Annotated in this window: 23 protein-coding genes and 3 tRNA genes; 7 read left to right on the top strand and 19 right to left on the bottom strand. The window is 71.0% G+C overall.

The window, feature by feature from the left end:
• Positions 1-242: 242 nt before the first annotated feature.
• Positions 243-2,759, bottom strand: coding sequence for an ATP-dependent Clp protease ATP-binding subunit (locus NI26_RS00775; protein ID WP_066651428.1), 2,517 nt, complete (start codon positions 2,757-2,759; stop codon positions 243-245).
• Positions 2,760-2,926: 167 nt separating this feature from the next.
• Between NI26_RS00775 and NI26_RS00770 the strand changes: the two genes are divergently transcribed.
• Positions 2,927-3,859, top strand: coding sequence for an NAD(+)/NADH kinase (locus tag NI26_RS00770; RefSeq protein WP_066651419.1), 933 nt, complete (start codon positions 2,927-2,929; stop codon positions 3,857-3,859).
• A gap of 164 nt (positions 3,860-4,023) precedes the next feature.
• Here the strand turns inward: NI26_RS00770 and NI26_RS00765 are convergent, their stop codons facing one another.
• The 15 genes from NI26_RS00765 to tilS form a co-directional block, all read right to left on the bottom strand.
• Positions 4,024-5,097 carry a sigma-70 family RNA polymerase sigma factor gene (locus tag NI26_RS00765; protein WP_066651417.1) on the bottom strand — a complete coding sequence of 358 codons (1,074 nt, stop codon included), beginning with the start codon at positions 5,095-5,097 and terminating at the stop codon, positions 4,024-4,026.
• A 346-nt stretch (positions 5,098-5,443) separates the two neighbouring features.
• Positions 5,444-5,575: a hypothetical protein gene (locus tag NI26_RS17250; RefSeq protein ID WP_268746767.1), complete on the bottom strand. Its 132-nt coding sequence runs from the start codon at positions 5,573-5,575 to the stop codon at positions 5,444-5,446.
• A gap of 74 nt (positions 5,576-5,649) precedes the next feature.
• Positions 5,650-5,793, bottom strand: coding sequence for a hypothetical protein (locus tag NI26_RS16720; protein ID WP_158407718.1), 144 nt, complete (start codon positions 5,791-5,793; stop codon positions 5,650-5,652).
• Positions 5,794-5,847: 54 nt separating this feature from the next.
• Positions 5,848-6,051: a hypothetical protein gene (locus NI26_RS00760; RefSeq protein WP_066651415.1), complete on the bottom strand. Its 204-nt coding sequence runs from the start codon at positions 6,049-6,051 to the stop codon at positions 5,848-5,850.
• 113 nt (positions 6,052-6,164) lie between these two features.
• Entirely contained in the window at positions 6,165-7,700 is a 1,536-nt protein-coding gene (lysS, locus tag NI26_RS00755; RefSeq protein WP_066651413.1) for a lysine--tRNA ligase, read from the bottom strand.
• Positions 7,701-7,820: 120 nt separating this feature from the next.
• Positions 7,821-8,513 carry a Rossmann-like and DUF2520 domain-containing protein gene (locus NI26_RS00750; protein ID WP_235426412.1) on the bottom strand — a complete coding sequence of 231 codons (693 nt, stop codon included), beginning with the start codon at positions 8,511-8,513 and terminating at the stop codon, positions 7,821-7,823.
• On the bottom strand, positions 8,510-10,273 hold the full coding sequence (locus NI26_RS00745; RefSeq protein ID WP_081984531.1) for a PH domain-containing protein: 1,764 nt from the start codon (positions 10,271-10,273) through the stop codon (positions 8,510-8,512). Before NI26_RS00745 ends, NI26_RS00750 begins: the two co-directional genes overlap by 4 nt.
• 9 nt (positions 10,274-10,282) lie before the next feature.
• Complete coding sequence (locus NI26_RS00740; protein WP_066651411.1) at positions 10,283-10,804, bottom strand: PH domain-containing protein; 522 nt, start codon at positions 10,802-10,804, stop codon at positions 10,283-10,285.
• A 22-nt stretch (positions 10,805-10,826) separates the two neighbouring features.
• Complete coding sequence (locus tag NI26_RS00735; RefSeq protein WP_066651410.1) at positions 10,827-11,315, bottom strand: DUF3180 domain-containing protein; 489 nt, start codon at positions 11,313-11,315, stop codon at positions 10,827-10,829.
• Positions 11,312-11,845 carry a 2-amino-4-hydroxy-6-hydroxymethyldihydropteridine diphosphokinase gene (gene folK, locus NI26_RS00730; RefSeq protein WP_235426411.1) on the bottom strand — a complete coding sequence of 178 codons (534 nt, stop codon included), beginning with the start codon at positions 11,843-11,845 and terminating at the stop codon, positions 11,312-11,314. Before folK ends, NI26_RS00735 begins: the two co-directional genes overlap by 4 nt.
• Positions 11,842-12,231 (bottom strand): dihydroneopterin aldolase, encoded by a 390-nt coding sequence (gene folB / locus NI26_RS00725; RefSeq protein ID WP_066651406.1) that lies wholly within the window; start codon positions 12,229-12,231, stop codon positions 11,842-11,844. Before folB ends, folK begins: the two co-directional genes overlap by 4 nt.
• Positions 12,228-13,232, bottom strand: coding sequence for a dihydropteroate synthase (folP, locus tag NI26_RS00720; RefSeq protein WP_235426409.1), 1,005 nt, complete (start codon positions 13,230-13,232; stop codon positions 12,228-12,230). Before folP ends, folB begins: the two co-directional genes overlap by 4 nt.
• 6 nt (positions 13,233-13,238) lie before the next feature.
• Positions 13,239-15,227, bottom strand: a complete 1,989-nt coding sequence (gene ftsH / locus NI26_RS00715) for an ATP-dependent zinc metalloprotease FtsH (RefSeq protein WP_066651404.1) — start codon at positions 15,225-15,227, stop codon at positions 13,239-13,241.
• A gap of 165 nt (positions 15,228-15,392) precedes the next feature.
• Entirely contained in the window at positions 15,393-15,944 is a 552-nt protein-coding gene (gene hpt / locus NI26_RS00710; protein ID WP_031272831.1) for a hypoxanthine phosphoribosyltransferase, read from the bottom strand.
• A 9-nt stretch (positions 15,945-15,953) separates the two neighbouring features.
• On the bottom strand, positions 15,954-16,973 hold the full coding sequence (tilS, locus tag NI26_RS00705; protein ID WP_066651402.1) for a tRNA lysidine(34) synthetase TilS: 1,020 nt from the start codon (positions 16,971-16,973) through the stop codon (positions 15,954-15,956).
• A gap of 51 nt (positions 16,974-17,024) precedes the next feature.
• Between tilS and NI26_RS00700 the strand changes: the two genes are divergently transcribed.
• Positions 17,025-17,516 carry an inorganic diphosphatase gene (locus NI26_RS00700; protein WP_066651400.1) on the top strand — a complete coding sequence of 164 codons (492 nt, stop codon included), beginning with the start codon at positions 17,025-17,027 and terminating at the stop codon, positions 17,514-17,516.
• A 153-nt stretch (positions 17,517-17,669) separates the two neighbouring features.
• Here NI26_RS00700 and NI26_RS00695 read toward each other — a convergent pair whose 3' ends face one another.
• Together NI26_RS00695 and NI26_RS00690 are read right to left on the bottom strand one after the other, a co-directional pair.
• Positions 17,670-19,115, bottom strand: a complete 1,446-nt coding sequence (locus NI26_RS00695; RefSeq protein ID WP_066651399.1) for a C40 family peptidase — start codon at positions 19,113-19,115, stop codon at positions 17,670-17,672.
• Positions 19,116-19,148: 33 nt separating this feature from the next.
• Positions 19,149-20,432, bottom strand: a complete 1,284-nt coding sequence (locus tag NI26_RS00690) for a M23 family metallopeptidase (protein WP_066651398.1) — start codon at positions 20,430-20,432, stop codon at positions 19,149-19,151.
• Between the two features lie 255 nt (positions 20,433-20,687).
• Between NI26_RS00690 and NI26_RS00685 the strand changes: the two genes are divergently transcribed.
• The 3 genes from NI26_RS00685 to NI26_RS00675 all read left to right on the top strand — a co-directional run bounded on the left by NI26_RS00685 (position 20,688) and on the right by NI26_RS00675 (position 20,961).
• A tRNA-Glu gene (locus tag NI26_RS00685) sits at positions 20,688-20,760 on the top strand.
• Positions 20,761-20,810: 50 nt separating this feature from the next.
• Positions 20,811-20,887: transfer RNA gene (locus NI26_RS00680), tRNA-Asp, on the top strand.
• Position 20,888: 1 nt separating this feature from the next.
• Positions 20,889-20,961: transfer RNA gene (locus NI26_RS00675), tRNA-Phe, on the top strand.
• A gap of 171 nt (positions 20,962-21,132) precedes the next feature.
• Here NI26_RS00675 and NI26_RS00670 read toward each other — a convergent pair.
• The gene (locus tag NI26_RS00670; RefSeq protein WP_066657594.1) at positions 21,133-22,143 is read right to left on the bottom strand and encodes an aldo/keto reductase family protein; all 1,011 of its coding nucleotides are present in this window, start codon (positions 22,141-22,143) and stop codon (positions 21,133-21,135) included.
• Between the two features lie 208 nt (positions 22,144-22,351).
• Here NI26_RS00670 and NI26_RS16355 point away from each other — a divergent pair, with 208 nt between their 5' ends.
• Entirely contained in the window at positions 22,352-23,017 is a 666-nt protein-coding gene (locus NI26_RS16355; protein ID WP_144411187.1) for a hypothetical protein, read from the top strand.
• A 58-nt stretch (positions 23,018-23,075) separates the two neighbouring features.
• On the top strand, positions 23,076-24,071 hold the full coding sequence (locus NI26_RS00660; RefSeq protein WP_066657592.1) for an SDR family oxidoreductase: 996 nt from the start codon (positions 23,076-23,078) through the stop codon (positions 24,069-24,071).
• Positions 24,072-24,203 lie beyond the last annotated feature (132 nt).

The raw sequence follows: 24,203 nt of genomic DNA, 5'->3' as shown, positions 1-24,203 counted from the left end.
CGGAACGAGAAGTGGCCCCGGTCGGGGGGAGACCGGGGCCACTGACGTCCGACCTGTTGGGGGAACCAGCCGGACGTCGGTCGCGAGGTGTTGGGGGGAACCCTCGCACGAACAACGGTACCCCCCGCCCGGGGGTCGCGTCCGCAGCGCACGCCGGAACCCGCACACGGATCCGCGACCACGAACGGACGGGAGGCGCGGTGCCAGCCGGCACCGCGCCTCCCGTCCGAGTGGAACCGGTCCTAGGACTCGATCTCGCCCTGCGGGGTCTCCGCGGACTCGACCGCGGGAGCCCCGGCGAGGACCTCCTCGCGACCCGGCTGACGCCCGGTCTCGAAGTCGAACTTCCCGTCCACGAAGTCGACCTTCACGTGGTCGCCCGCGTTCAGCTCACCCTGCAGGATGTGCTCGGACAGCTGGTCCTCGACCTCGTGCTGCATCGCGCGACGCAGCGGACGAGCACCGAGTGCCGGGTCGAAGCCGACCTTGATGAGCTGCTCCTTGGCGGCGAGCGTCAGCTCCACCGTCATGTCGCGGTCCAGCAGGCGGTCCGCCAGGCGCTTCACGAAGAGGTCCACGATCTGCAGCAGCTCGGACTGCGAGAGCTGCGGGAACACGATCGTGTCGTCGACACGGTTCAGGAACTCGGGCTTGAAGTGCTTCTTGAGCTCCTCGTTCACCTTCGAGCGCATGCGGTCGTAGCCGACGGCCGAGTCACCCTCGACCTGGAAGCCCACCGGGCCACCAGCGATGCCCTGCGAACCGAGGTTCGTGGTCATGATGATGACGGTGTTCTTGAAGTCGACCACGCGGCCCTGACCATCGGTCAGACGACCCTCTTCGAGGACCTGCAGCAGCGAGTTGAAGATGTCCGGGTGGGCCTTCTCGATCTCGTCGAACAGGACCACGGAGAACGGCTTGCGGCGCACCTTCTCGGTGAGCTGGCCGCCCTCCTCGAAGCCGACGAACCCGGGAGGGGCACCGAACAGTCGCGAGACCGTGTGCTTCTCACCGAACTCCGACATGTCGAGGGAGATCAGCGCGCCCTCGTCGTCGAACAGGAACTCGGCGAGCGCCTTGGCGAGCTCGGTCTTCCCGACGCCCGTGGGGCCGGCGAAGATGAACGAGCCCGAGGGGCGGTTCGGGTCCTTCAGACCGGCACGGGTGCGGCGGATCGTCTTCGAGAGGGCCGAGATGGCTTCCTCTTGACCGATGACGCGCTCGTGCAGGGCCTTCTCCATGAAGACGAGACGCGAGGTCTCCTCCTCCGTGAGCTTGAACACCGGGATGCCCGTGGCCTGCGCCAGGACCTCGGCGATGATGCCCTCGTCGACGGTGCCGGACGCGGCGACGTCACCCGCACGCCACTGCTTCTCGAGGCGGAGACGCTCGCCGAGGAGCTTCTTCTCCTCGTCGCGCAGGCTCGCGGCCTTCTCGAAGTCCTGCTCCTCGATCGCGGCTTCCTTCTGTCCGCGGACCGTCGAGATCTTCTCGTCGAACTCGCGGAGCTCCGGCGGCGCCGACAGGATCGACAGGCGGAGGCGTGCGCCGGCCTCGTCGATCAGGTCGATGGCCTTGTCCGGCAGGAAGCGGTCCTGCACGTAGCGGTCCGCCAGGTTCGCCGCGGCGACGATCGCGCCGTCGGTGATGGACACCTTGTGGAACGCCTCGTACTTGTCGCGGAGGCCCTTGAGGATGTTGATCGCGTGCGGCAGCGACGGCTCGTTGACCTGCACCGGCTGGAAGCGACGCTCGAGTGCGGCGTCTTTCTCGAAGTGCTTGCGGTACTCGTCGAGCGTGGTCGCACCGACCGTCTGCAGCTCACCGCGGGCGAGGAGCGGCTTGAGGATCGACGCGGCGTCGATCGCGCCCTCGGCAGCACCGGCACCGACGAGCGTGTGGATCTCGTCGATGAAGACGATGATGTCGCCGCGGGTACGGATCTCCTTCGTGACCTTCTTGAGGCGCTCCTCGAAGTCACCGCGGTAGCGGGACCCGGCGATGAGCGACCCGAGGTCGAGCGAGTAGAGCTGCTTGTCCTTCAGCGTCTCCGGGACGTCACCCTTGACGATCGCCTGGGCGAGGCCCTCGACGACCGCGGTCTTGCCGACGCCCGGCTCACCGATCAGGACGGGGTTGTTCTTGGAACGGCGGGAGAGGATCTGCATGACCCGCTCCATCTCCTTCTCGCGCCCGATGACCGGGTCGAGCTTGCCGTCGCGCGCCGCCTGGGTGAGGTTCCGACCGAACTGGTCGAGGACCTGCGAACCCTGCTGGGCGTTCTGCTGCTGCTCGCCGCCGACGGCGACCGCTTCCTTGCCCTGGTACCCGGACAGGAGCTGGATGACCTGCTGACGGACGCGGTTCAGGTCCGCACCGAGCTTGACGAGGACCTGGGCGGCGACGCCCTCGCCCTCGCGGATGAGGCCGAGCAGGATGTGCTCGGTCCCGATGTAGTTGTGGCCGAGCTGCAGCGCCTCGCGCAGGGACAGCTCGAGCACCTTCTTGGCGCGCGGCGTGAACGGGATGTGCCCGGTCGGCTGCTGCTGGCCCTGCCCGATGATGTCCTGGACCTGCTCGCGGACGGCATCGAGCGAGATGCCGAGCGACTCCAGCGCCTTGGCGGCGACGCCCTCGCCCTCGTGGATGAGGCCGAGGAGGATGTGCTCGGTGCCGATGTAGTTGTGGTTGAGCATCTTCGCTTCTTCTTGAGCGAGGACGACAACACGACGGGCTCGGTCGGTGAATCTCTCGAACATGTGCTCTCCCTTGCCGGGCTCGTGGGAGCTCGGTGACGTACATCGAGACTAACCAGCGGACCCCCGCAGGGCTGCCCCTGTTCGCCGTGGGCGTGACCTCTCTTCGCCCGGTGGCCCGCGACCTCCGCACCTGCCGTCGACCAGGCCCGGACGGTTACGATCTGGGCATGGAGCAGCCCGTCGTCGGACTCGTCGTCCACCCCACCAAGAACGTGCAGGAGTCGATCGCGACCCTGCAGGGGTGGAACGCCTCCGGACTGGGCCGGCTCGTCGCCCGGCGGGCGGACGCCCAGCGCATCGGCGGCGACGTCGAGGTGATCGGCGACGACGACTTCACCGACCAGGTCGACCTCGTCGTCGCGCTCGGTGGGGACGGCACGATGCTCGGTGCGATGCGGCTCGTGGCGAAGCGTCCGGTGCCCGTGCTCGGCGTGAACTACGGCAACGTCGGCTTCCTGGTCGAGATCGAGCCGCCCGAGCTCGAGGCCGCCCTCGACCGGTTGTCCGCCGGCGAGTACCAGCTCGAACCGCACCACGCACTCGAGGCCCGGCTGTCGTGGGGTGGGGCGCGGACGGACTACCTGGCGTTCAACGACCTGACGATCGTGCGACGGCCGGGAGCCGGGCAGGTGTCCGCCGACCTCAGCGTGAACGGGCTCGGCTACGGGTACTACCGTGCGGACGCCATCGTCGCCGCGACCCCCGCGGGGTCCACCGCGTACAACTACGCGGCCGGCGGCCCCGTGCTCTCCCCGGCGCTCTCCGGCTCCGTGGTGACGCCGGTCGCCCCGATGGCGGGCATCGACCGCGCCGTCGTCCTGGCGGCACGGGAGCGCTACCGCTTCGACATCGCCGAGGGGACCCGGAGCGCGGCCCTCGAGGTCGACGGCCTCGTCGTGGGCGAGGTCGCCACCGGCGCGCAGATCGACATCCGACTGCGGAAGGACGCCGGCAGCGTGGTGCGCCTGGACGCCGAGCGGCACGGACGCACCGGCCGGGTGAAGCTCAGCCTGCTCGACCTGCCGGTCCGCCCGGACCAGCTCATCGAGCTCATCCCGCAGGACCTGCGCCAGAAGCTCGGCCGCGAGATCGAGGACTAGCGGCCCAGGCAATGACAGGGCGGGACCGCAGCGCCCCGGACAGCGAAGTGGCCCGCCCAGGCAGTGCCTGGACGGGCCGTCCCATCACCCCACCGGCCCGTCTTCCCACAGGACGACCCGGTTCCCCGTGCCGACGCTCACGCGCCGGCCGAAGCCTGCTGACCTCAGTCGGTCAGGTACAGCTGCATGTCCTGGCTCACGGCCTTCGCGAACAGGCGCAGCTTGGCACGCGACTCGACGCGGCTGACCGCCTGGCGCGTGGTGTGCACGATCTTCGAGATCTCGTCGAGCGTCATCGGCTTGTCGTCGTCCAGGCCGTAGCGCATGCGGATGACGTTGGCCTCGTCGGTCGGCAGCTCGGAGACGATCGACCGGATGTCTCGGTGCAGGAGGGTCGTCTCGGTCAGCTCGTTCGGGCTCGCGGCGTCCTCGTCCTCGATGAAGTCGCCGAGCTCGCTGTCGTCGGAGTCACCGACGACGGTGTGGATCGACACCGGCTCGTGCGAGCGGCCCTTGAGGTCGAGGAGTTCCTCGGTGCTCATGCTGAGCTCGGCGGCGACCTCGTCGGGCATCGGCGCGCGGCCGAGGTCGACGGTCAGGTCACGCTCGGTGCGCGAGATCTTGTTGATGAGCTCGACGGTGTGCACCGGGATGCGGATGGTGCGCGCCTTGTCGGCGAGACCACGCGAGATCGCCTGGCGGATCCACCAGGTGGCGTAGGTCGAGAACTTGTAGCCCTGCGTGAAGTCGAACTTCTCGACCGCGCGGACCAGACCGAGGTTGCCCTCCTGGATGACGTCCATGAACGGCAGACCGCGCTGCGAGTACCGCTTCGCGATGCTCACGACGAGTCGGAGGTTCGAGGTGATCATGCGCTCCTTGGCGCGCTCACCGTCGCGGACGAGCCACCGCAGCTCGCGCTGCAGCGTCTTGTCGATGCCGGCCTCGGTGGCGAGCTTCTCCTCGGCGAACAGACCGACCTCGATGCGGCGGGCGATGTCCGCCTCTTCCTCGGCGGTCAGGAGCGAGAGGCGCCCGATGTGGCGCAGGTAGTCGCCGACCTGGTCGACCGAGGCGCCGCGGACACCCGCGAGCTGCTCGTCGGCCTCGACCTCGACGGCGTCGAGCGTGGTGGTCTCCACCGCGGTGACGGCGGTCTTCGCGGCTGCTGCCTTCTTGCTGCGGCGCGCGGTGGTGCCAGTGGTCGTCGTCTTCGGTGCTGCGGTCGCGATCGTCATGGTGACTCTCCCTGCGGTTCGACGGTGATGGCCTCGGTGGGGGGTGTTGACGAGTAAAGCGGTCCCGAGGTGTACCCCACAAACCGATCGGATCGATTCCCAGGGAACGTCGTGCTTCACCCGCAGAACTGTCCCCCGCGGGGTACAGGCCTGGTGTCAGCATGGCCCCGTCCGATGCCCGCGCACAAGGGGATGTCGCCGTGTTTCCGGTGTTGCAGGGATGTTTCATCGACGATCGCAAGCGTGTACCCCGCGCCGCTGCGCCGAACGGACACGGAAAAGGGGTACGGCGTTCCGGATCGTCGTGATCCGGGTGCCGTACCCCGAAGAGCGCAGGGGCCCGGTGTCACCAGGAGGGTTCGAGCCACCCGTCCCGTCGCTCGGCGACCTCGAGGTCGGCGTCGAGGTCGAACTCGTCGTACTCGCTCTCGATGTCGCCGACGAGGCTGCGGCCGGTGAAGACGTGCGTGATGGACATGCGGACGATGCTCACCCGCGCGGACGACCGCCCGGCGACGACCGGGTGAACGGTCGGTGACCGACGCCGGGCGCTCAGACGTCGACGTCGTCGTCGTCATCGTCCTGCCAGACCGCGTCACGTGCGGCGTCGGGCAGGACGGAGTGCCCGAAGGCGTCCTCGGGGTCGAGGTCAGCCGGGTCCGAGGGGGTCCACGACGGGGAGGGACGTGCGGTCACCACGTCACTGCAGCACCCGTCGGTGAACGGGTGGTGACGGACTGCCGGGGAGGGCTACTCCGCCGAGCTCGGCGCGGGGGCCGGGCGGCCGTGCTCGCGCTCGAAGCGCGCTCGCTCCTCGGCCTCGACCTTGGCGTACGCGGACCGCTCGGTGCGGTCGGCCCGCATGATCGCGCGCATCACGAACCAGAAGATCAGGCCGACGACGACGGTCGGCGTCACGGCGAAGATGATCCCGGTCACGACTCCATCTGGCACCGGAGCATCGTACCTCGCCCCGGTGACCGCCACCTGCCCGCGACGAGTGCCGCACGGACGGGAGGCGCGGTGCCAGCCGGCACCGCGCCTCCCGTCCGTCTCCGGTCGCGTCCCTACTTCACCAGCGGGAACAGGATCGTCTCGCGGATGCCGAGGCCGGTGATCGCCATGAGCAGGCGGTCGATCCCCATGCCCATGCCACCCGACGGCGGCATGGCGTGCTCGAGTGCGCGCAGGAAGTCCTCGTCGACGCGCATCGCCTCGGGGTCACCGCCGGCGGCGAGCTTCGCCTGCTCGACGAAACGCTCGCGCTGCACGACGGGGTCGACGAGCTCGGAGTACGCCGTCGCGAGCTCGAAGCCGCGGACGTACAGGTCCCACTTCTCGACCACGCCGGGACGGGTGCGGTGCTCGCGGGTGAGCGGCGAGGTGTCGACCGGGAAGTTCATCACGAAGGTCGGCGCGTGCAGGTCGTCCCCGTGGAAGTGCTCCCACAGCTCCTCGACGTACTTGCCGTGGGTGGCGTGCGCGACCTCGACGCCCTCGGCCTCGGCGAGCGCCACCAGCTCGGACAGCGGGGTCTCCGGGGTGATCTCCCGCCCGGCGGCCTCGGACAGCGAGCCGTACATGTCCATGCGGGCCCACTCGCCGCCGAGGTCGTACTCGGAACCGTCGGCGAGCGTCACGACGAGGGAGCCCCTGGTGACGGCCTTCGCCGCGTTCTGCACGAGCTCCTGGGTCAGGTCGGCCATCTGCTCGTAGTTGCCGTACGCCTGGTACGCCTCGACCATCGCGAACTCGGGCGAGTGCGACGAGTCGGCGCCCTCGTTCCGGAAGTTCCGGTTGATCTCGAAGACCCGGTCGATCCCGCCGACGACGGCGCGCTTCAGGAAGAGCTCCGGCGCGATGCGCAGGAACAGCTCGGTGTCGAAGGCGTTCGAGTGCGTGACGAAGGGTCGGGCCGAGGCGCCGCCGTGCTGGGTCTGCAGCATCGGGGTCTCGACCTCGAGGTAGTCGTGTCCAGTGAACGTCTGTCGCAGCGAGGACATCACGGCAGCACGGGCGCGGACGGTCTCGCGGGCCTGGTCGCGGACGATCAGGTCGAGGTACCGCTGGCGGACCCGGGTCTCCTCGTTCAGTTCGTTGTGCAGGTTCGGCAGCGGCAGGATCGCCTTCGCCGCGATCGCCCACTCGTCGACCATGATGCTCAGCTCGCCACGACGCGAGGAGATCACACGGCCGTGCACGAAGACGTGGTCGCCGAGGTCGACGAACTCCTTCCAGCGGGCCAGGGCCTCGTCGCCGACCTCGGCCAGCGAGACCATCGCCTGCACGCGGGCGCCGTCACCGGACTGCAGCGTCGCGAAGCAGAGCTTGCCGGTGTTGCGGGAGAACACGATGCGCCCGGCGAGCCCGACGACGTCCTGCGTCTCCTCGCCCGTCTCGAGGTGCGCGTACTGCTCGCGGACGGCGGGGATCGTCGTGGTGATCGGCAGCTCGGCCGGGTACGCCTCGATGCCGGCGTCCAGCAGCTTCGCCCGCTTGTCGAGCCGCACCTGTCGCTGTTCGCTGGTCTCGGCGGCGGCGAGCTCCTCGGCGGAGGGGCCGTCGCCCGAGGGCTCGGTGGCGGATGCGGTCTCGTCGGTCATGCTGTGCGGCTCCGATGGGGTCGTGGGGATGCACCGATGGTACCGGCCGCTCCGCTCCCGCCCGTCCTCGTGGCCCCCAGCGGCGTGCAGGGCCCGCCGGGTGTCGGCGGGGAGCGGGCGCTAGTGGTCCGCCCGACCGTCGGCCGCGGCCAGCGCGTTGTCGACGGCCGAGCGCACGAGGGCGCCGAGCACGAGTCCGGGGCGCTCGACGCCGATGCCGGACAGCGTCCCGGCGGACTGGTCCACGATGGCGGTCGAGAACGACACCGCGGCGCGCACGGCATCCGCGTACGCCGGCCGGTCCTGCTCGGACACGACGAACGGCTCCGCACCCATCTCGACCACGAGCGCCTGGGCGATCGGCAGCACGGGCGCCGGGGCGGTCACCGCGCAGTGGGCGTCCCGGAGCCGGGCGAGGTCGACGCTCGTGCCGGTGAACGCCATCGCCGGGTGGATCGCGAGCGGGATCGCGCCGGCCGACAGGGCGGGCCGCAGGACGTCGACACCGTGGTCCGGACTGGTGTGCACGACGAGCTGGCCCGGCTGCCAGATCCCGGCGTCCGCCAGGCCCTGCACGAGTCCGGCGAGCTGGTCGTCCGGGACGGCGAGCAGCACGAGCTCGCTGCGCTCGACCAGGTCGGGGGTCGCGAGGACGGGGGCACCGGGGAGCATCGCCTCGGCGCGGTCGCGGCCCGCGTCGGAGACGGCCGTCACACCGACGACGGCGTGCTCGGCGTTCGCCAGGGCCGCCCCGAGCACCGGTCCGACCCGGCCCGCGCCGACGATGCCGACGCCGAGTCGTCCGGCCCTCACCGGAGCGCTCCGGGCGGCGGCACGTCGGACCAGCGGCCGGGAGGCACGGCCTGCGTCCCCCCGTCGGCCCGCCACGTTCCCGTGGGAGCTGCGTCGGCGGCGGTCGCCACCACCTGTCCGTCCGGGGCGTGTGTGGCGGGGGTGCGGCGGGCCTCCCGGGCGCGCCAGCGGTGCGTGGTGTCGACCGCCGCGGCCTCGACGGCGCGGTGCGCGCTCTCCGACCAGAGGCGCTGGGCGTCGAGCGCGTCCAGCGCGCCGATCCGCGCCGAGACGGGACCGGACACGGTGTGGACGTGTGCGGTCGCGAGCCGGAGCACCCGCTCGAGCGGCCCCTGCTCGACCTTGACGCTCTGCACGCGCGGCAGCGGCACGATCACGAGCGAGCGCCAGACGGCTCCGAGACGGAGCAGCACCGCGCCCTGCACGAAGCGGTAGCCGTTGCGGCGGAACGAGAACGGGCGGAGCCAGGCGCCGCGACGCGGGGAGTGCACGAACCCGCCGCGGTCCCCCGTCGTCGTGAGGCTGTCGTCGACGACGTTGACCGCCTCGGACGAGCCCTCGCGGAGCTCCTCGCGCGACGCCGTCGGTCCGGCGACCGCGGTGCCGACGAGCCCCGGCAGGATGATGTCGAGGACCTCGCGGACGTCCTCGGCGCGACCGACCGGCAGCACGATCGAGGACACCTGCTGGTTGTTCGACGCCCCGTTGCCGGCGTTCGTCGCACGGTTGATGCGGACGTCCCACCAACCGAACGGACGCCAGAGCAGCGGCTGCGCGACGCTCACCGCGTGGATGCGCCCGGGCGGCAGCGTCTCGTTCGACGTCGAGACGAGACCGAAGCCGATCCGGATGCCGTCGCGGGTCTCGGCGATCGTGTACTGCAGCGAGCGCGAGAACTTCCGGACGGTGTAGCCGCCGGCACCGATCACCACCGGGAACAGACCGATCAGGATGCCGTACTCACCCGTGATCGCGATGCTGACGATCATCGCGACGATCACCACGACGAAGAACACCGTCGTCCCGGAGAGCAGCATCGACGCGATCAGGCGTCCGGGGTGCACCTTGACGATGCGCGTCGCGTGCACGGCGGCGGGGTCGAGCTCCGGCGAGAAGAGCTCGCCGACACGGTCCTGCAGCACGCCGTTCGAGTCGCGACGGGCCGTCTCCTCGTCGTCCTGCGCGCCGGAGGCGAGCACGAGGATGCGCTGCCGGAGGTCGTCGGCTGCCCGCGCACCCAGGTACGCGAGCTGCACGTTGGCGTCGTTGCCGGCCTGGGCGATCTCGAGCTTCGCCGTCCCGAAGATCCGCGGGACCACCGGCCGCGAGATGTTGATGCCCTGGATCCGGTCGAGCCGCGCCTTGCGGTGGCTGCGGAACAGCACGCCCGAGCGGACCTCGACCACGTCGCCGGTCACGCGGAACTCGTGCATCCGCCAGGAGACGGTGAAGAGCCCCAAGAGCACCAGCAGGAGCACGACCACCCCGAGCAGCACCCAGCCGACGGCGCCGTGCTCCCAGACGTAGCGGACCGGGTCGCCGTCGTCCTGCGGTGCGCCGCCCGGGACGAAGAACTCGAGGAGCTGGTCCCGCAGGTTGTTGAGCACGTACCCGAGGATCACGATGAGGAAGATGCCGCCCTTGAGCAGCGGCGTCAGCGGGTGCAGGCGGTGCCACTCGCCGTCGGTCAGCGGAGCGGCAGCGGCAGCATCGCCACGCCGCGGGGGCGCGGGCGGCGGCGGTCCGGGTCGGAACGTCACGACGACTCCCTAGAGCCCGGCGCGGCGGGACTCGGCGAGCTCGACGAGCCGGTCGCGCAGCTCGTCGGCGTCGGCGGCGGGGATGCCCGGGATCCGCACGTTGGTCGCGGCGGCCGCGGTGACGAACTTCAGCTCGCTGAGCCCGAGGATCCGGTCGAGCGGTCCGCGGTTCACGTCGACGAGCTGCATGCGGCCGTACGGCACCGCGGTGAAGCGCTGCCACATGAGCCCGCGGCGCAGCACGAGGTCGTCGTCGCGCAGGGCGTAGCCGATCGCTCGGACCCGACGGGGCGTCAGGACGGCGGTGACCAGCGCGACGAGGGCGACCACGATCGCGACGCAGCTCCACACCGTGCCGGCGGCGCCCCCGAACCCGCCGAAGAGCACCGCGAAGAGCACGCACCCGGCGGTCACGACGACCCCGACCACGATCGTGCTGACGAGCTCCGTCCAGACGAGCTTCGGCGACACCCGCGTCCACGTGGTCCCGGTCAGGCCGAGGCCCGGCTCGTCGAGTCGTTCCAGCGGCATCACGGCCTCCTGCGGTCGTCGGTCAGTTCGCCGTCGTCCCACCCCGCGGCAGGTCGTCGTCGTCGTCGCCCGGTGGCGGCGCCATGCACATCCGCTCGGCGACGAGCGCACACACCACGAGCACGAGACCGCCCCCGACCGCGACGGCGTTCGGCAGGACCGAGCCTAGCGGCGGCAGGGCCGACCTGGTCAGGAGGTACAGCAACAGCCCGGCCGCGAACGCCCCGAAGAGCGCACCGGCCAGGCTCGAGGCCTTCGCCAGGACGACCACGCGCGTGGCGTAGAGCGGGTCGACGGGGTGCTGCCGGGTCGCGCCGTCGCGGGCGTGGCGGCGCACGGGTCGAGCCATCGCGACGACCGCGACGCCGATCAGCGCGAGCGTCACGCCGAGGGGCGTCGAGAGCAGCAGGGTGGGCGCCTGGCGCGAGGCCAGGACGGCGTCGAGCGCGAACCCGGCGACGACGGCGACGACCGCGACGCTGATCAGGGTGGAGGCGCGGGTGGGGTTCACGCGGCGGACCCCGACCCGGGCACGGCGTCGAAGAGCCGGGGCTCGTCGACGCGCTCGGTGTCGTCGCCGAGTCCGTCGAGCAGGTCCGCGACGCGTCCGGCGCCGGGCAGGACCGCGTCCGGGTCGGCGTCGAGCCACGGTGCGAGCACGAACGCGCGCTCCCCCGCCCGCGGGTGCGGGACGGTGAGCGTCCCGGAGTCGATCAGCAGGTCGTCGACGGCGATCACGTCGAGGTCGAGGGTGCGGTCGCCCCAGCGGACCTCGCGGGTGCGTCCGTGGTCGTCCTCGATGCGGTGCAGGGCGTCGAGCAGGTCGTGCGGCGCCAGGTCGGTCTCCACCACGACGACGCCGTTGCGGTACCGGGGCTTGCTGTCGTCGAGCCCGTCGAGCGTCAGGGCGACGGACTCGACCTCGTGGCTCGACGCCACCGGCCGGATGCCCGGCACGGCCGCGATCGCCTGCGCCGCGGCCCGCAGGGTGCTCCCGCGGTCCCCGAGGTTCGCACCGAGGGCGATGACTGCCCGGCTCACTCTTCTTCCTCGTGGGACACCGATCCACCGCGGGTGCGGCGGATCGTGATCGAGACGTCGGAGAACGGCACCGTGATCGGCGCCTGGGGCTTGTGCACGGTGACCTCGACCGCGAGCGCCGCCCGGTGGGTGAGGACCGCGGACGCGATGCGCTCGGCGAGGGTCTCGATGAGGTCGACGGGCCCGCCCTCGATCTCGGCCACGACCTGCTCGGCGACGACCCCGTAGTGCACGGTGTCGGCCAGGTCGTCGGACCCCGACGACACACGGGCGTCGACCTCGACCGCGACGTCGACGACGAAGTCCTGGCCGTCGGCGCGCTCGTGGTCGAACACGCCGTGGTTCCCCCGGGCACGGACCCCGGTCAGTCGGATGGTGTCCCTCACGATCGTGCTGCCCTCCAGGCATCCCAGACGTCGAGCACCGCACGGGTCGGTGCGGGGTCGTGTACGCGCACCCCCCACGCGCCGCGTTCGGCGGCGAGCAGGCTGATGGCGGCGGTGGCGAGGTCGCGGTCGCGCGGCGGTGCGCCGGCAGCACTGCCGACACCGTCGAGGAACCGCTTGCGAGAGGCGGCGACGAGCACCGGCAGGCCGATCGAGGCGAAGCGCTCGTACCCGGCCAGGATCTCCCAGTTCTGGGCGCCGTGCTTGGCGAAGCCGAGGCCGGGGTCGATGACCACCTGCTCCTCGCGGATTCCGAGGACGATCAGTTCGGCGACGCGGAGCTCGACCTCGCGCCGGACCTCCTCGACCGCGTGCGCGTACTCGGCGTTCCGGTGCATCCGGTCGCTGTGCCCACGCCAGTGCATCACGACGAAGCCGGCACCGGTGTCGCGCACGACCCTCGCCATGTCGTCATCGGCGAGGCCGCCCGAGACGTCGTTGACGATCGCGGCGCCGGCCTCGACCGCGCGCTCGGCGGTCGACGCGTTCATGGTGTCGACGCTCACCGCGATGCCCTCGGACACGAGCTGCCGGACGACCGGCAGGACGCGCTGCTGCTCGACCGCCACGGGCACCCGCTCGGCACCGGGTCGGGTCGACTCGCCGCCGACGTCGACCAGGTCCGCTCCTGCGCGGACGAGGTCGCGGGCGTGCGCGATCGCGGCGTCGACCGCCAGGTGCAGGCCGCCGTCGCTGAACGAGTCCGGCGTGACGTTGAGGATGCCCATCACCCGCGTGCGGTCGTCCGGTCCGCCGGCGCTGCCGCTCGACGCGCGGTCACGCCGCCGGCCGGTCACGATCTCGGGCACCGGTGCCGGCGCACGGAGGTCGATCGCGACCGTCGGCAGTTCCGCCGCGGCGGTCCGCGCCTCGTGCTCGGCGGCACGGGCGCGGTCCGCCTCGGCGAGGCGACGGGAGCGTCTCGTCGGCAGGTCGGTCATGCCGGCCTACGCGGGGGCGATACCGGGGTTGCCGAACGGGCGACGACGAGGCTTCGACGACGACTCGGTGTCGCCCTGCTCCGCCGCGGTCGACGCAGCCTTGCCCGGGAACTCGATCGCGGGCAGGTTCGAGACCGGACGACGGTCGCTCGAGAGCCACTGCGGGCGCTCCGGGAGCTTGCGGACGTCCTTGAAGATCTCGACGAGCTCCGGCGCGTCCAGCGTCTCCTTGTCGAGGAGCTCGCCGGCCAGGCGGTCGAGGATGTCGCGGTTGTCGTTGAGCACCTGGTAGGCCTCGTCGTGCGCCGCCTCGAGCAGGGCACGGGTCTCGGCGTCGACCGTCTCGGCGATGTTCTCCGAGTAGTCGCGTCCGCTGCTGCCGCCCATCTCGCGGCCGACGAACGGCTCGCTCGAGCCCGACCCGAGCTTGACGGAACCGACGGCACGACTCATGCCGTACTCGGTGACCATCTTGCGTGCGGTCGACGTGGCCTTCTCGATGTCGTTCGACGCACCCGTGGTCGGGTCGTGGAACACGATCTCCTCGGCGACGCGGCCACCCATGGCGTAGGTGAGCTGGTCGAGGAGCTCGTTGCGGGTCACGGAGTACTTGTCCTCGAGCGGGAGCACCATCGTGTAGCCGAGGGCGCGACCACGCGGCAGGATCGTGATCTTCGTCACCGGGTCGGTGTGGCGCATCGCGGCGGCGGCCAGGGCGTGACCACCCTCGTGGTACGCCGTGATCAGCTTCTCCTGGTCGGACATGATGCGCGTGCGGCGCTGCGGACCCGCCATGACGCGGTCGACGGCCTCGTCCAGGGCGCGGTTGTCGATGAGCTGCGCGTTCGACCGGGCGGTGAGCAGGGCGGCCTCGTTGAGGACGTTCGCCAGGTCGGCACCGGTGAAGCCCGGCGTCTTGCGGGCGAGGAGCTCGAGGTCGACGCTCGCAGCGAGCGGCTTGCCCTTCGCGTGCACCTCGAGGATCTGCTTGCGGCCCTGCAGGCTCGGGGCGTCGACGCCGATCTGGCGGTCGAAGCGGCCCGGACGCAGGAGCGCGGGGTCGAGGACGTCGGGGCGGTTCGTCGCCGCGATGAGGATGACGTTCGTCTTGCCGTCGAAGCCGTCCATCTCGACGAGGAGCTGGTTCAGCGTCTGCTCGCGCTCGTCGTTGCCACCGCCGATGCCGGCGCCACGGTGGCGGCCCACGGCGTCGATCTCGTCGATGAAGACGATCGCGGGGGCGTTCTGCTTGGCCTGCTCGAACAGGTCACGGACGCGGCTCGCACCGACACCGACGAACATCTCGACGAAGTCCGAACCGGAGATCGAGTAGAACGGCACGCCGGCCTCGCCCGCGACGGCGCGTGCGAGCAGGGTCTTGCCGGTGCCGGGAGGGCCGTACAGCAGCACGCCCTTCGGGATCTTCGCGCCGACCGCCTGGAACTTCGCGGGCTCCTGCAGGAACTCCTTGATCTCGTGGAGCTCCTCGATCGCCTCGTCCGAACCGGCGACGTCGGCGAAGGTGACCTGCGGGTTCTCCTTGTTGTTCATCTTCGCGCGCGACTTGCCGAACTGCATGACCTTCGAGCCGCCGCCCTGGGCACTCGAGAGCAGGAACCAGAACAGGGCGCCGATGATGAGGAACGGCAGGATGATCCCGAGGAGCGACAGGAACCAGTTGCCCTGGTTCACCACGTCGTTGTACCCGTCGGGCAGGTTCGCGTCGTTGACGGCCGAGACGACCTCTTCGCCACGCGGCGTGGAGTAGTAGAACTGCTCCTTCGCGTTGCCGTCCTTGAGGGTCAGGTCGACGCGCTGCTCGGTCGAGTTGACGACCACGGACGAGACCTTGCCGTCGGCGAGCTGCTCGAGACCCTTCTGGGTGTCGATCTGCTGCGTGCCGGACTGTGCGATCACGCTCCAGCCGATGAAGATGCCGACCAGCGCGATGAGCACGTAGAGGTACGGGCCGCGGAAGATGCGCTTGAAGTTCATGTGATCCGGGCGCGATGGCCCGACACCTTTCTCTGCCGGAGTTGCGTGGAGGTCAGCATACGGCGGTGACTCTGTGGCGAGAATGGGTGTCCTCTGCGGGCGAACTCCACCTGTGCCCGGAGGGAGCCGTACGGGCCGCCCGTGGTCCGGACGGCCCGGCGGGCCTCAGGAGTAGACGTGCGGCGCGAGGACGCCGATGCCGCGCAGGTTGCGGTAGCGCTCGTCGAAGTCCAGGCCGTAGCCGACCACGAACGCGTCGGGGATCTCGAAGCCGGCGTACTTCACGTCGACCTCGACCTTGGCGGCCTCGGGCTTGCGGAGCAGCGCGACGATCTCGACGCTCGCGGCACCGCGGGACTCGAGGTTCTGCTTCAGCCAGGACAGCGTCAGGCCGGAGTCGATGATGTCCTCGACGATGATGACGTCGCGGCCGTGCAGGTCGGTGTCGAGGTCCTTGAGGATCCGCACGACGCCGGACGACTTCGTGCCGGAGCCGTACGACGAGACCGCCATCCAGTCCATGCGCGCCTGCATCTTGAGGTGCCGCGAGAAGTCCGCCATGACCATGACGGCGCCCTTCAGCACGCCGACGAGCAGCGGGTCCTTCCCCGCGTAGTCACGGTCGACCACCGCGGCGAGTTCGGCGAGCTTCTCGTCGATCTGCTCGGGGGTGAAGAGCACTTCGGACAGGTCTGCCTGGACGTCGGAGAGTTCCACCAGAGCACTCTAACGGGCGGCGAACGCGATGCGCTCGCCCTCGCGCGACGCCCGGACCCCCGGCAGGTCGACCGGGCCCTGCCCGCGCCAGTCGGTCACGAGCCGGCAGACCTCGAGCGTCTGCGTGCGGGACAGCGTCACGCCGAACTCCCCCTCGACCGCCAGGCGGACGAGTCGCTGCCGGAGCGCCGGCGGGTTCGCCAGCAGCTCCGGCACGGAGAGCGAGATGCCTGCCTCGGAGTGCTCGGCGAGGTCCTCCGCCATCTCCTCGGCGAAGTGGTCGAGTGCCGCGGCGTCCTCGCGGAGCTGCTCGGCGGTGCGGGCGAGCGCCTCGGGCACCCCCGCGCCGAGCTCCCGCTCGAGCGCCGGCATCAGCGTGCTCCGGACGCGCACCCGTGCGTACGCGGGGTCGTCGTTCTGCGGGTCGTCCCACGGCACGAGGCCCGCGGCGACCGCCGCCTGCCGGGTCGTGTGCCGGCGGACACCGAGGAGCGGCCGGCCGTACGCCGGCCCGGTCGCGCGTCGCGCGAGCGGCGGCATGCCGGACAGCGCGTCCGGCCCGCTGCCCCGCAGCAGGCCCAGCAGCACGGTCTCGGCCTGGTCGTCGAGCGTGTGGCCGAACAGCACCAGGGGTGACCCGGTGTCGGCGGCGACCTCCGCGACGGCGGCGTGCCGTGCCTCCCGGGCGGCGCCCTCCGGACCACCGTCCGTGCCGACCGCGACCCTGCGGACCGTCACCGGGTCGAGACCCACCGACGCGGCCGTCCGGGAGGCACGGCTCGCCACCGCCTCGCTGCCCGCCTGGAGCGCGTGGTCGACCACGACCGCGCCGGCCCGCAGGTCCTGCTTCGGTGCCTCGAACGCGGTGGCCGCGGCGAGCGCGAGCGAGTCCGCTCCCCCGCTCAGCGCGACCGTGACCAGGTCGCCGCGGTGCAGCAGCCCCTCGTCACGAGCCTGGGCGAGGAGCGTCCGGACCGCCAGCCGGGTCGCGGCGACGGCCGGGTCCAACCGGGGACGCGGAGTGTTCACCCGGTAACGTTAGCCGCGCTTTCTTCCCGCACATGAGACCAGGAGCGCACCATGACCGCGTACGACGTCGTCGTCGAGATCCCCAAGGGCAGCCGCAACAAGTACGAGGTCGACCACGAGACCGGTCGTGTGTACCTCGACCGCGTGCTGTTCACGTCCTTCGTCTACCCGACCGACTACGGGTTCTTCGAGAACACGCTGGCCGACGACGGCGACCCCGTGGACGCGCTCCTGCTGCTCGAGTACCCGGTGTTCCCGGGCGTCGGCGTGAAGGTCCGCCCCGTCGGTGTCTTCAAGATGAGCGACGAGGCCGGCAACGACGCGAAGGTCCTCGTGGTCCCCGCGAAGGACCCGCGCTGGCAGCACATCCAGGACATCTCGGACGTCGACGAGCAGACCAAGGCCGAGATCGCGCACTTCTTCGAGCGCTACAAGGACCTCGAGCCGAACAAGTGGGTCAAGGCCGACGGCTGGGGCGACGCCGCGGAGGCCGAGGCGATCGTGCAGGCCGGCCAGGCCGCGTACGTGCCCGCCGGTCACTGACGCTCGCACGAACGACGGCGCCCGCGCTCCCCGAGGGGAGCGCGGGCGCTGTCGTTCGTGCTGGTCGCCGGTCGCTCGGACTCCGGTCGTCGGTCGTCGGTCACCGGTCGCCGGTGCCGGTGCCGGTCGCCGGTCGCCGGCCGGTCGCTCGGGCTAGAGCGAGCCGCTCGGGCGGGCGACGTACGGCAGGAGCTGGTTCGGCAACCAGATGCCGCGCTCGACCACGCCGACACCGGGGCGGGCGGCCTCGACCATCGTGCCGTAGCTCGTGACGATGCTGTCGTGGTAGGCGCCGGAGACGCTGCCGTTCGACGAGTAGAAGAGGATGTCGCCCGGCTGGCGCTGCGACAGCGGGACGAGCCGGCCGATCGACGCGAAGTGGTTGTACTGCCAGACGACGTTGTGCCCGCCGGTCGCGATGCCCTGCGAGTTGTACGCCATCATCACCAGGCCGGAGCAGTCCCAGGTGTTCGGACCCGCGCCGGTCAGCACGTACGGCTTGCCGAGCTGGGCACGGGCGAACGCGATGGCGCCGGCGGCCTTCGACGGGCTCGAGACCGGTGCCGGTGCGGGGGCCGGAGCGGGGGCCGGCGCCGGCGCAGGGGCCGGCGCGGGCGCGGGCGCGGGAGCCGGACGTGACGGGGTCGTGTTCGGCTGCGTCGTGCTCGGGCGCGACGGGCTCGTGCTCGGGCGCGAGGGGCTCGTGTTCGGCTGCGTCGTGCTCGGCTGGTTCGTGCTCGGGCGCGACGGCACGGACGGCGACGCGGGGTCGCTGCTGCCACCGGAGTCGCCGGCGCTGGGTGCCGTGTCACGGGAGGCGGCGGCGGTCCTGGCAGCGAGCTGCTGCTCGGCCCGCTTCGCCTGCTGCTCGTTCCAGTACGCCGTCTCGGTCGCCTTGCTCGTCCCCTTGAGGAACGCCAGCTGGTCGAGCACCTCGGACTGCTCGTCCTGCTGCTGCTGCACCCGGGCACGAGCCGAGGCGGACGCGTCGTTGGCGTCGTCGAGGGCACGCTCGGACTTCGTGGTCGCTGCGGCGAGGGCCTTCGTCGCCGCCGACTGCTGCGCGGCGATCGACTCGACGGTGTTCTGGTCGGTCTGTGCCTGTGCGAGCACACGGGCCGAACGCTCGGACAGGTGCGAGACCGTTCCCACGCGGTAGAGCAGGTCCTTCGCGTCCGAGGCGTCGACGAGCATCGAGGTCGACAGGTCACCGCCGCCCGTGCGGGAGAGCTCGACCACGAGCCCGGCGACCTGGGCCGCCGACTCGTCCGCCCGCCGCTCGGCACGCTTCGCCTGCGCCGTCAGGTCGTCGAGGGACGCCTGCGCCTCCTGCTGCTGCGACACCGCCATCGCGTAGTCCTGCGCCGCCTGGAGCTCGGAGACCTCGGCGCTGTCCGCGGCGTCCTGCAGCGTCTGCAGCCGGGCACTCAGCTCGTCCGCCGTCGTCTGGGCCTGCGCCGTGTCGGCCTTCGCCTGGCGCACGTCGTCCCAGCTCGGGGCCGAGGGAGCTGCCTGGGCGGGACCGGCGAGGACGACCGACAGACCGATGCCGAGGACGGCGACGACCGCGGTGCAGCCGGACAGGGTGGAGGGCTTCATGTCTCGCTCAGGGCCTCTCGACGGCGCTGTTGCTCATACCGAGATCCCCCGCGCTGCCATGAAGGGGACCGGGTCGACGGCGGAGCCGTTCACCCGGGTCTCGAAGTGGAGGTGGCATCCGGTCGACCAACCGGTCGAGCCGATCTTCGCGATCTGCTGTCCGGCCTCGACGTGCTGCCCGACGGAGACGAGGATGCCGCCGTCGACGATGTGCCCGTAGGCGGTGGAGATGCCGCCGCCGTTGTCGAGGACGACCTCGTTGCCGTAGCCGCCGCCGTTGGCCGCGAACGTCACCGTGCCGGCGTGGGCGGCGTAGATCGGGGCGTAGCAGGCGGGCGCGAGGTCGACGCCGGCGTGCAGTGCCCGGTAGTGGGTGTACGGGTCGACGCGGTAGCCGTACGGGCTCGTCTGGTACCCGCCGGCGGGACGGACCCACCCGGAGGAGTTCGGGGCCCCGCCGCCGGAGCCGCCCTGGCCCGTCGCGGCCGCCTGCTCGGCAGCCTTCGCGGCCGCCGCAGCCCGGGCCGCCTCACGGGCCTTCTCGGCAGCGACGCCCTTGTCGTACTCGGCCTCGACGTCCTTCGCGTTCGTGGTCAGCAGGGTGAGCTGCGCCTCGAGGCGGGCCTTGTTGTCCGCCTGCGCGTCGACCGCGGTCTGTGCCCGGTCGGCGGCGTCCTGGGCCGCCTGCATCTTCGCCTGGGCCGCGTCGGCGAGGGTGCCGAGGGCCTCCTTCGCCTGCTCGGCGCGGTCGGCGAGGCCCTGGGCGACACCGCGGTCCTGCGAGGCCTGCGAGTAGATGCCGTCGGCCTGCTCCGTGAGCTTCGACATCGCGCCGAGCTCGTAGAGCAGGTCACCCGAGTCGGACGGGTGCGTGAGGATGTCGGTCGTCACGTCGTTCGCACTCGCGCGACCGAGCTGCGCGGCGAGCTGGCCGGCCTGCTCCTCGGAACGCTTCGCGGTGCGGTCGGCGTCGTCCGCCTGGTGCTGCAGCGTCTGCTGCTCGAGCGTCGCCGCGTCGTACTTCGTCTGCGCCGTCTGGTAGGCCGTGCCGGCTGCCTCGGACTCCTGCTGCGCGGCCGATGCCTTCGCGGTCAGGTCCTGCAGGAGCGCCTTGATCTCGGTGACCTTGGCCTGCTGGGCGTCCTTCGATGCCTTGGCCTGCTCGACGTCCGACCAGCTGGGGTACCCAGCAGCCGATGCCGCGGAGACCGGGCCGACCGCGGCGAGTGCCCCGGCGGAGAGCACGACGGCGACCGCGGCGGCGATCACGCGGCGGCGGGAGCGGGGGCGGGGGATGCGGTGGGGTGCAGGCGACATGGTCTCGGTTTCGTAACGGTGCGGCGAGGCTCGGGCACGCCACACTGTCAACAGACGCAACAGTAACAACACGGGTCACGGCAGGGACACCCCCGAGCGAGGGCCTCGGCCGCCCATGATGGTCGCACCGAGCGCCCGACCGATGCCCACGGGGACGGCGCGACACGCCGGGGATGCACGCTCGGGGGCACTCGATTTGTGCATCACGCAGAGCGTCCGTATGCTTGACTCCCGGTAGCGCACGGCGCAGCTTGCGGCCCTATCGTTTAGTGGCCTAGGACACCGCCCTTTCACGGCGGCAGCACGGGTTCGAATCCCGTTGGGGTCACTCCACGTGAGTGAGCAAGCAGCAGTACGACACCGAACACAACACAATATGGCCCTGTAGCGCAGTTGGTTAGCGTGCCGCCCTGTCACGGCGGAGGTCGCGGGTTCAAGTCCCGTCAGGGTCGCCACGGCTGGATAGCTCAGTTGGTAGAGCGTTCGACTGAAAATCGAAAGGTCCACGGATCGATGCCGTGTCCAGCCACGGTGAAGAGCCCCTCACGAGAGTGAGGGGCTCTTTTGCGTTCCCGGCCGTCGCTCGTCGCACTTCGGCGGCTCGACCTGCGCGCGCACAACGAGAAGCACGTCGCGCCACGGACTTCCCTGGCGCGACGTGCTTCCGGTTGTGCAGCGGGACCGCTGCGGCTCCGCAGCCTCAGGCCTCGCGGGTCTTCGGGCTGCTGTCGTTCGTCTTCGCCGGGTCGCGCTCGACGACCGACCCGAGGGCGTCGTCGATGCGGGACATCAGCTCCGCGGGGATCTGCACCCCGGCAGCGCCGGCGTTGTCGTGCACCTGCTCCGGACGCGAGGCACCGATGATCGCCGACGCCACGTTCTCGTTCTGCAGCACCCAGGCCACCGCGAGCTGCGCCATCGACAGGCTCAGCTCGTCCGCGATCGGCTTCAGCTCCTGCACCGCCGAGAGCGTCTCGTCGTTCATGAAGCGCTCGATCATCTTCGCGCCGCCCTTGTCGTCAGTGGCGCGCGAGCCCTCGGGCAGCGGCTGACCGGGCTGGTACTTGCCCGTCAGGACGCCCTGCGCGATCGGGGACCAGACGATCTGCGAGATCCCGAGCTCCTTCGACGCGGGGACGACCTCGCCCTCGATGACCCGCCAGAGCGCTGAGTACTGCGGCTGGTTCGAGATGAGCTGGAACCCGAGGTCCTTCGCGAGCTCGGCACCGGCCCGGAGCTGGTCCGCGGTCCACTCCGAGACGCCGACGTACAGAACCTTGCCCTGCCGCACGACGTCGGCGAAGGCCTGCATCGTCTCCTCGAGCGGCGTCTCGTGGTCGAAGCGGTGCGCCTGGTACAGGTCGACGTAGTCGGTCTGCAGCCGCTCGAGCGAGCCGTCGATCGACTCGAGGATGTGCTTCCGGCTCAGCCCGGTGTCGTTGTGCCCCTTCGGGCCGGTCGGACCGAAGACCTTCGTGGCGATCTCGAGGGACTGGCGCCGCTCCCCCTTGAGCGCCTCGCCGAGGACGGTCTCGGCGCCGGTGTTCGCGTAGACGTCGGCGGTGTCGAACGTCGAGATGCCGACGTCGAGCGCGGCCCGGACGCAGGCGATCGCCGCGTCGTTCTCGACCTGGGATGCGTGGGTGAGCCAGTTGCCGTAGGTGATCTCGGAGACCTTGAGGCCCGAGTTGCCGAGGTAGCGGTACTCCATGTGCGTGTCACTCCTGTCGTGGAGCGCGTCGGTGCGCCCCGACCCGTGACGGTAGTCCGCGTCGACCGTGCCGCCTCCACCGTTCACTCCGGAGCCGCTACCGTGAAGTATCAGTTGCTCGGGGCAAGACGAAACCCCGGCGATGTGGCCGAGGCCAGTGATCGTTCCGGGGTCTTCGGGAACGATGCTACACGGAGGGGGATCGTCGGTGGAAGGACGGCAGGTCACACGCGACGACGCGCTCGTCGAGGTGCTCACCAGGGAGCGGCTGGCGTCCTACGAGCGATCTGCGGGGCGGGTGGCGGGAGCGCTCCGGCTCTACGAGTGGAACATGCGGGCTGCTGCAGCCGTGACGGAGTTGACCGGTGTCGTCGAGGTCGTGGCAAGGAACGCCATGGACACCGAACTGCGGCGCTGGGCAAGATCTCGGCGTCGAGAGGCGACGTGGTTCGACGTCGCGCCGTTGGACGGACCGGGACGCCGCGACCTGGCGAAGGCACGGGCCAGAGCGACGCGCGGTGGGCGGCGCCCGGAAGTGCACGGTCGGGTCCTGGCGGAGCTCTCGTTCGGCTTCTGGCGGTACCTGGTCGAATCCCGCTACCTCACGTCGCTCTGGACGCCGGCTCTGCACCGCGCCTTCCCCTGTGGTCCGGCCGACGTCCTGACACGGCAGCGACAGGTCCGGGCTCGCATGCAACAGCTGCACTTCGTCCGGAACCGCGCCGCGCACCACGAACCGATCCACCAGCGGGACCTCCACCGCGACCTCGACGATGCGCTCGAGCTGCTCGGCTGGATCCACCCCGCCGCCGCCGAGTGGGCGGCGGACGTGACGTCGCTCAGCGCGGTCCTCGACGCCCGACCCAGCGGATGAGGGGCAGGATCGCAGGGGCGCGGTGCACAGCGGCACCGCCGGGAGCAAGGGAGCATCCATGTCGGGACCGAGCGTGCTGTTCATCGGCGGCAGCGGCATCATCAGCGCCGCGTGCGTCCGCGAAGCCGTCGAGCAGGGGTACGACGTCACCGTGCTCAACCGGGGCGCGACGGACAAGCGGCCGATCCCGGATGCCGTGACGCGCCTCCAGGCAGACGTCTCCGACCGCACCGCGCTGGAAGCCGCGATCGGTGACCAGCACTGGGACGTCGTCATCGACTTCGTGGCCTTCACGCCCGACCAGGTGCAGCGGGACATCGAGGTGTTCACGGGTCGGACGAACCAGTACGTCTTCATCTCGTCGGCCTCGGCGTACCAGACGCCCGCGACGCACCTGCCGATCACCGAGTCGACGCCGCTGAAGAACCCGTTCTGGCAGTACTCCCGCGACAAGATCGCGTGCGAGGACCTGCTCACGAAGGCGTACCGCGAGGACGACTTCCCGATGACGATCATCCGGCCGTCGCACACCTACGACGAGACCCTCGTGCCGTTCTCGGGCGGGTGGACGGTGCTCGGACGGATGCGCGCCGGGAAGCCGATCGTCGTGACCGGCGACGGCAGCTCGCTGTGGACGATCACGCACGCGCGGGACTTCGCGGTCGGGTTCGTCGGGCTGCTCGACCGTGCCGAGGCGATCGGCGAGGCGTTCCACATCACCGGCGACGAGGCCCCGACCTGGGACCGCATCGCCCACGAGCTGGCGGCGGCCGCGGGGGTCGAGGACCTGCAGCTCGTGCACGTCCCGGCCGACGCGATCGACGCGCTCGACGCCGACTGGGGCGCGAGCCTGCTCGGAGACAAGGCGAACACCTCGGTCTTCGACAACACGAAGGTGCAGACGCTCGTGCCCGAGTTCGCGCAGACGACGTCGATCCGGCAGGGGGCGCGGGAGATCGTCGCGTGGTTCGACGCCGACCCGTCGCGCCAGGTGACGGACGAGCACCTCGACGGGCTGATGGACCAGCTCGTCGAGCGCTGGCAGGTGCGCTGACGCGGGGCGGGTGCGACGCGCGCGGCGCACGGCGCGACGTGCGCGGCGCACGGCGCACAGCGCGAGGCGCCGGTGCACAACCGGAGGCACGTCGCGCAACGGAATCGCGTGGCGCGACGTGCCTCCGGTTGT

It is taken from the genome of Curtobacterium sp. MR_MD2014 (assembly GCF_000772085.1).
In the GTDB taxonomy this organism is placed as follows: Bacteria; Actinomycetota; Actinomycetes; order Actinomycetales; family Microbacteriaceae; genus Curtobacterium.
This window is presented reverse-complemented; position numbering and strand designations above follow the sequence as displayed.

Coding starts and splice junctions, on each gene's coding strand:
- NI26_RS00775 (WP_066651428.1), bottom strand. CDS start 2,759: ATGTTCGAGAGATTCACCGACCGAGCCCGTCGTGTTGTCGTCCTCGCT.
- NI26_RS00770 (WP_066651419.1), top strand. CDS start 2,927: ATGGAGCAGCCCGTCGTCGGACTCGTCGTCCACCCCACCAAGAACGTG.
- NI26_RS00765 (WP_066651417.1), bottom strand. CDS start 5,097: ATGACGATCGCGACCGCAGCACCGAAGACGACGACCACTGGCACCACC.
- NI26_RS17250 (WP_268746767.1), bottom strand. CDS start 5,575: ATGTCCATCACGCACGTCTTCACCGGCCGCAGCCTCGTCGGCGACATC.
- lysS (WP_066651413.1), bottom strand. CDS start 7,700: ATGACCGACGAGACCGCATCCGCCACCGAGCCCTCGGGCGACGGCCCC.
- NI26_RS00740 (WP_066651411.1), bottom strand. CDS start 10,804: ATGCCGCTGGAACGACTCGACGAGCCGGGCCTCGGCCTGACCGGGACC.
- folP (WP_235426409.1), bottom strand. CDS start 13,232: ATGACCGACCTGCCGACGAGACGCTCCCGTCGCCTCGCCGAGGCGGAC.
- ftsH (WP_066651404.1), bottom strand. CDS start 15,227: ATGAACTTCAAGCGCATCTTCCGCGGCCCGTACCTCTACGTGCTCATC.
- NI26_RS00700 (WP_066651400.1), top strand. CDS start 17,025: ATGACCGCGTACGACGTCGTCGTCGAGATCCCCAAGGGCAGCCGCAAC.
- NI26_RS00695 (WP_066651399.1), bottom strand. CDS start 19,115: ATGAAGCCCTCCACCCTGTCCGGCTGCACCGCGGTCGTCGCCGTCCTC.
- NI26_RS00690 (WP_066651398.1), bottom strand. CDS start 20,432: ATGTCGCCTGCACCCCACCGCATCCCCCGCCCCCGCTCCCGCCGCCGC.
- NI26_RS00670 (WP_066657594.1), bottom strand. CDS start 22,143: ATGGAGTACCGCTACCTCGGCAACTCGGGCCTCAAGGTCTCCGAGATC.
- NI26_RS00660 (WP_066657592.1), top strand. CDS start 23,076: ATGTCGGGACCGAGCGTGCTGTTCATCGGCGGCAGCGGCATCATCAGC.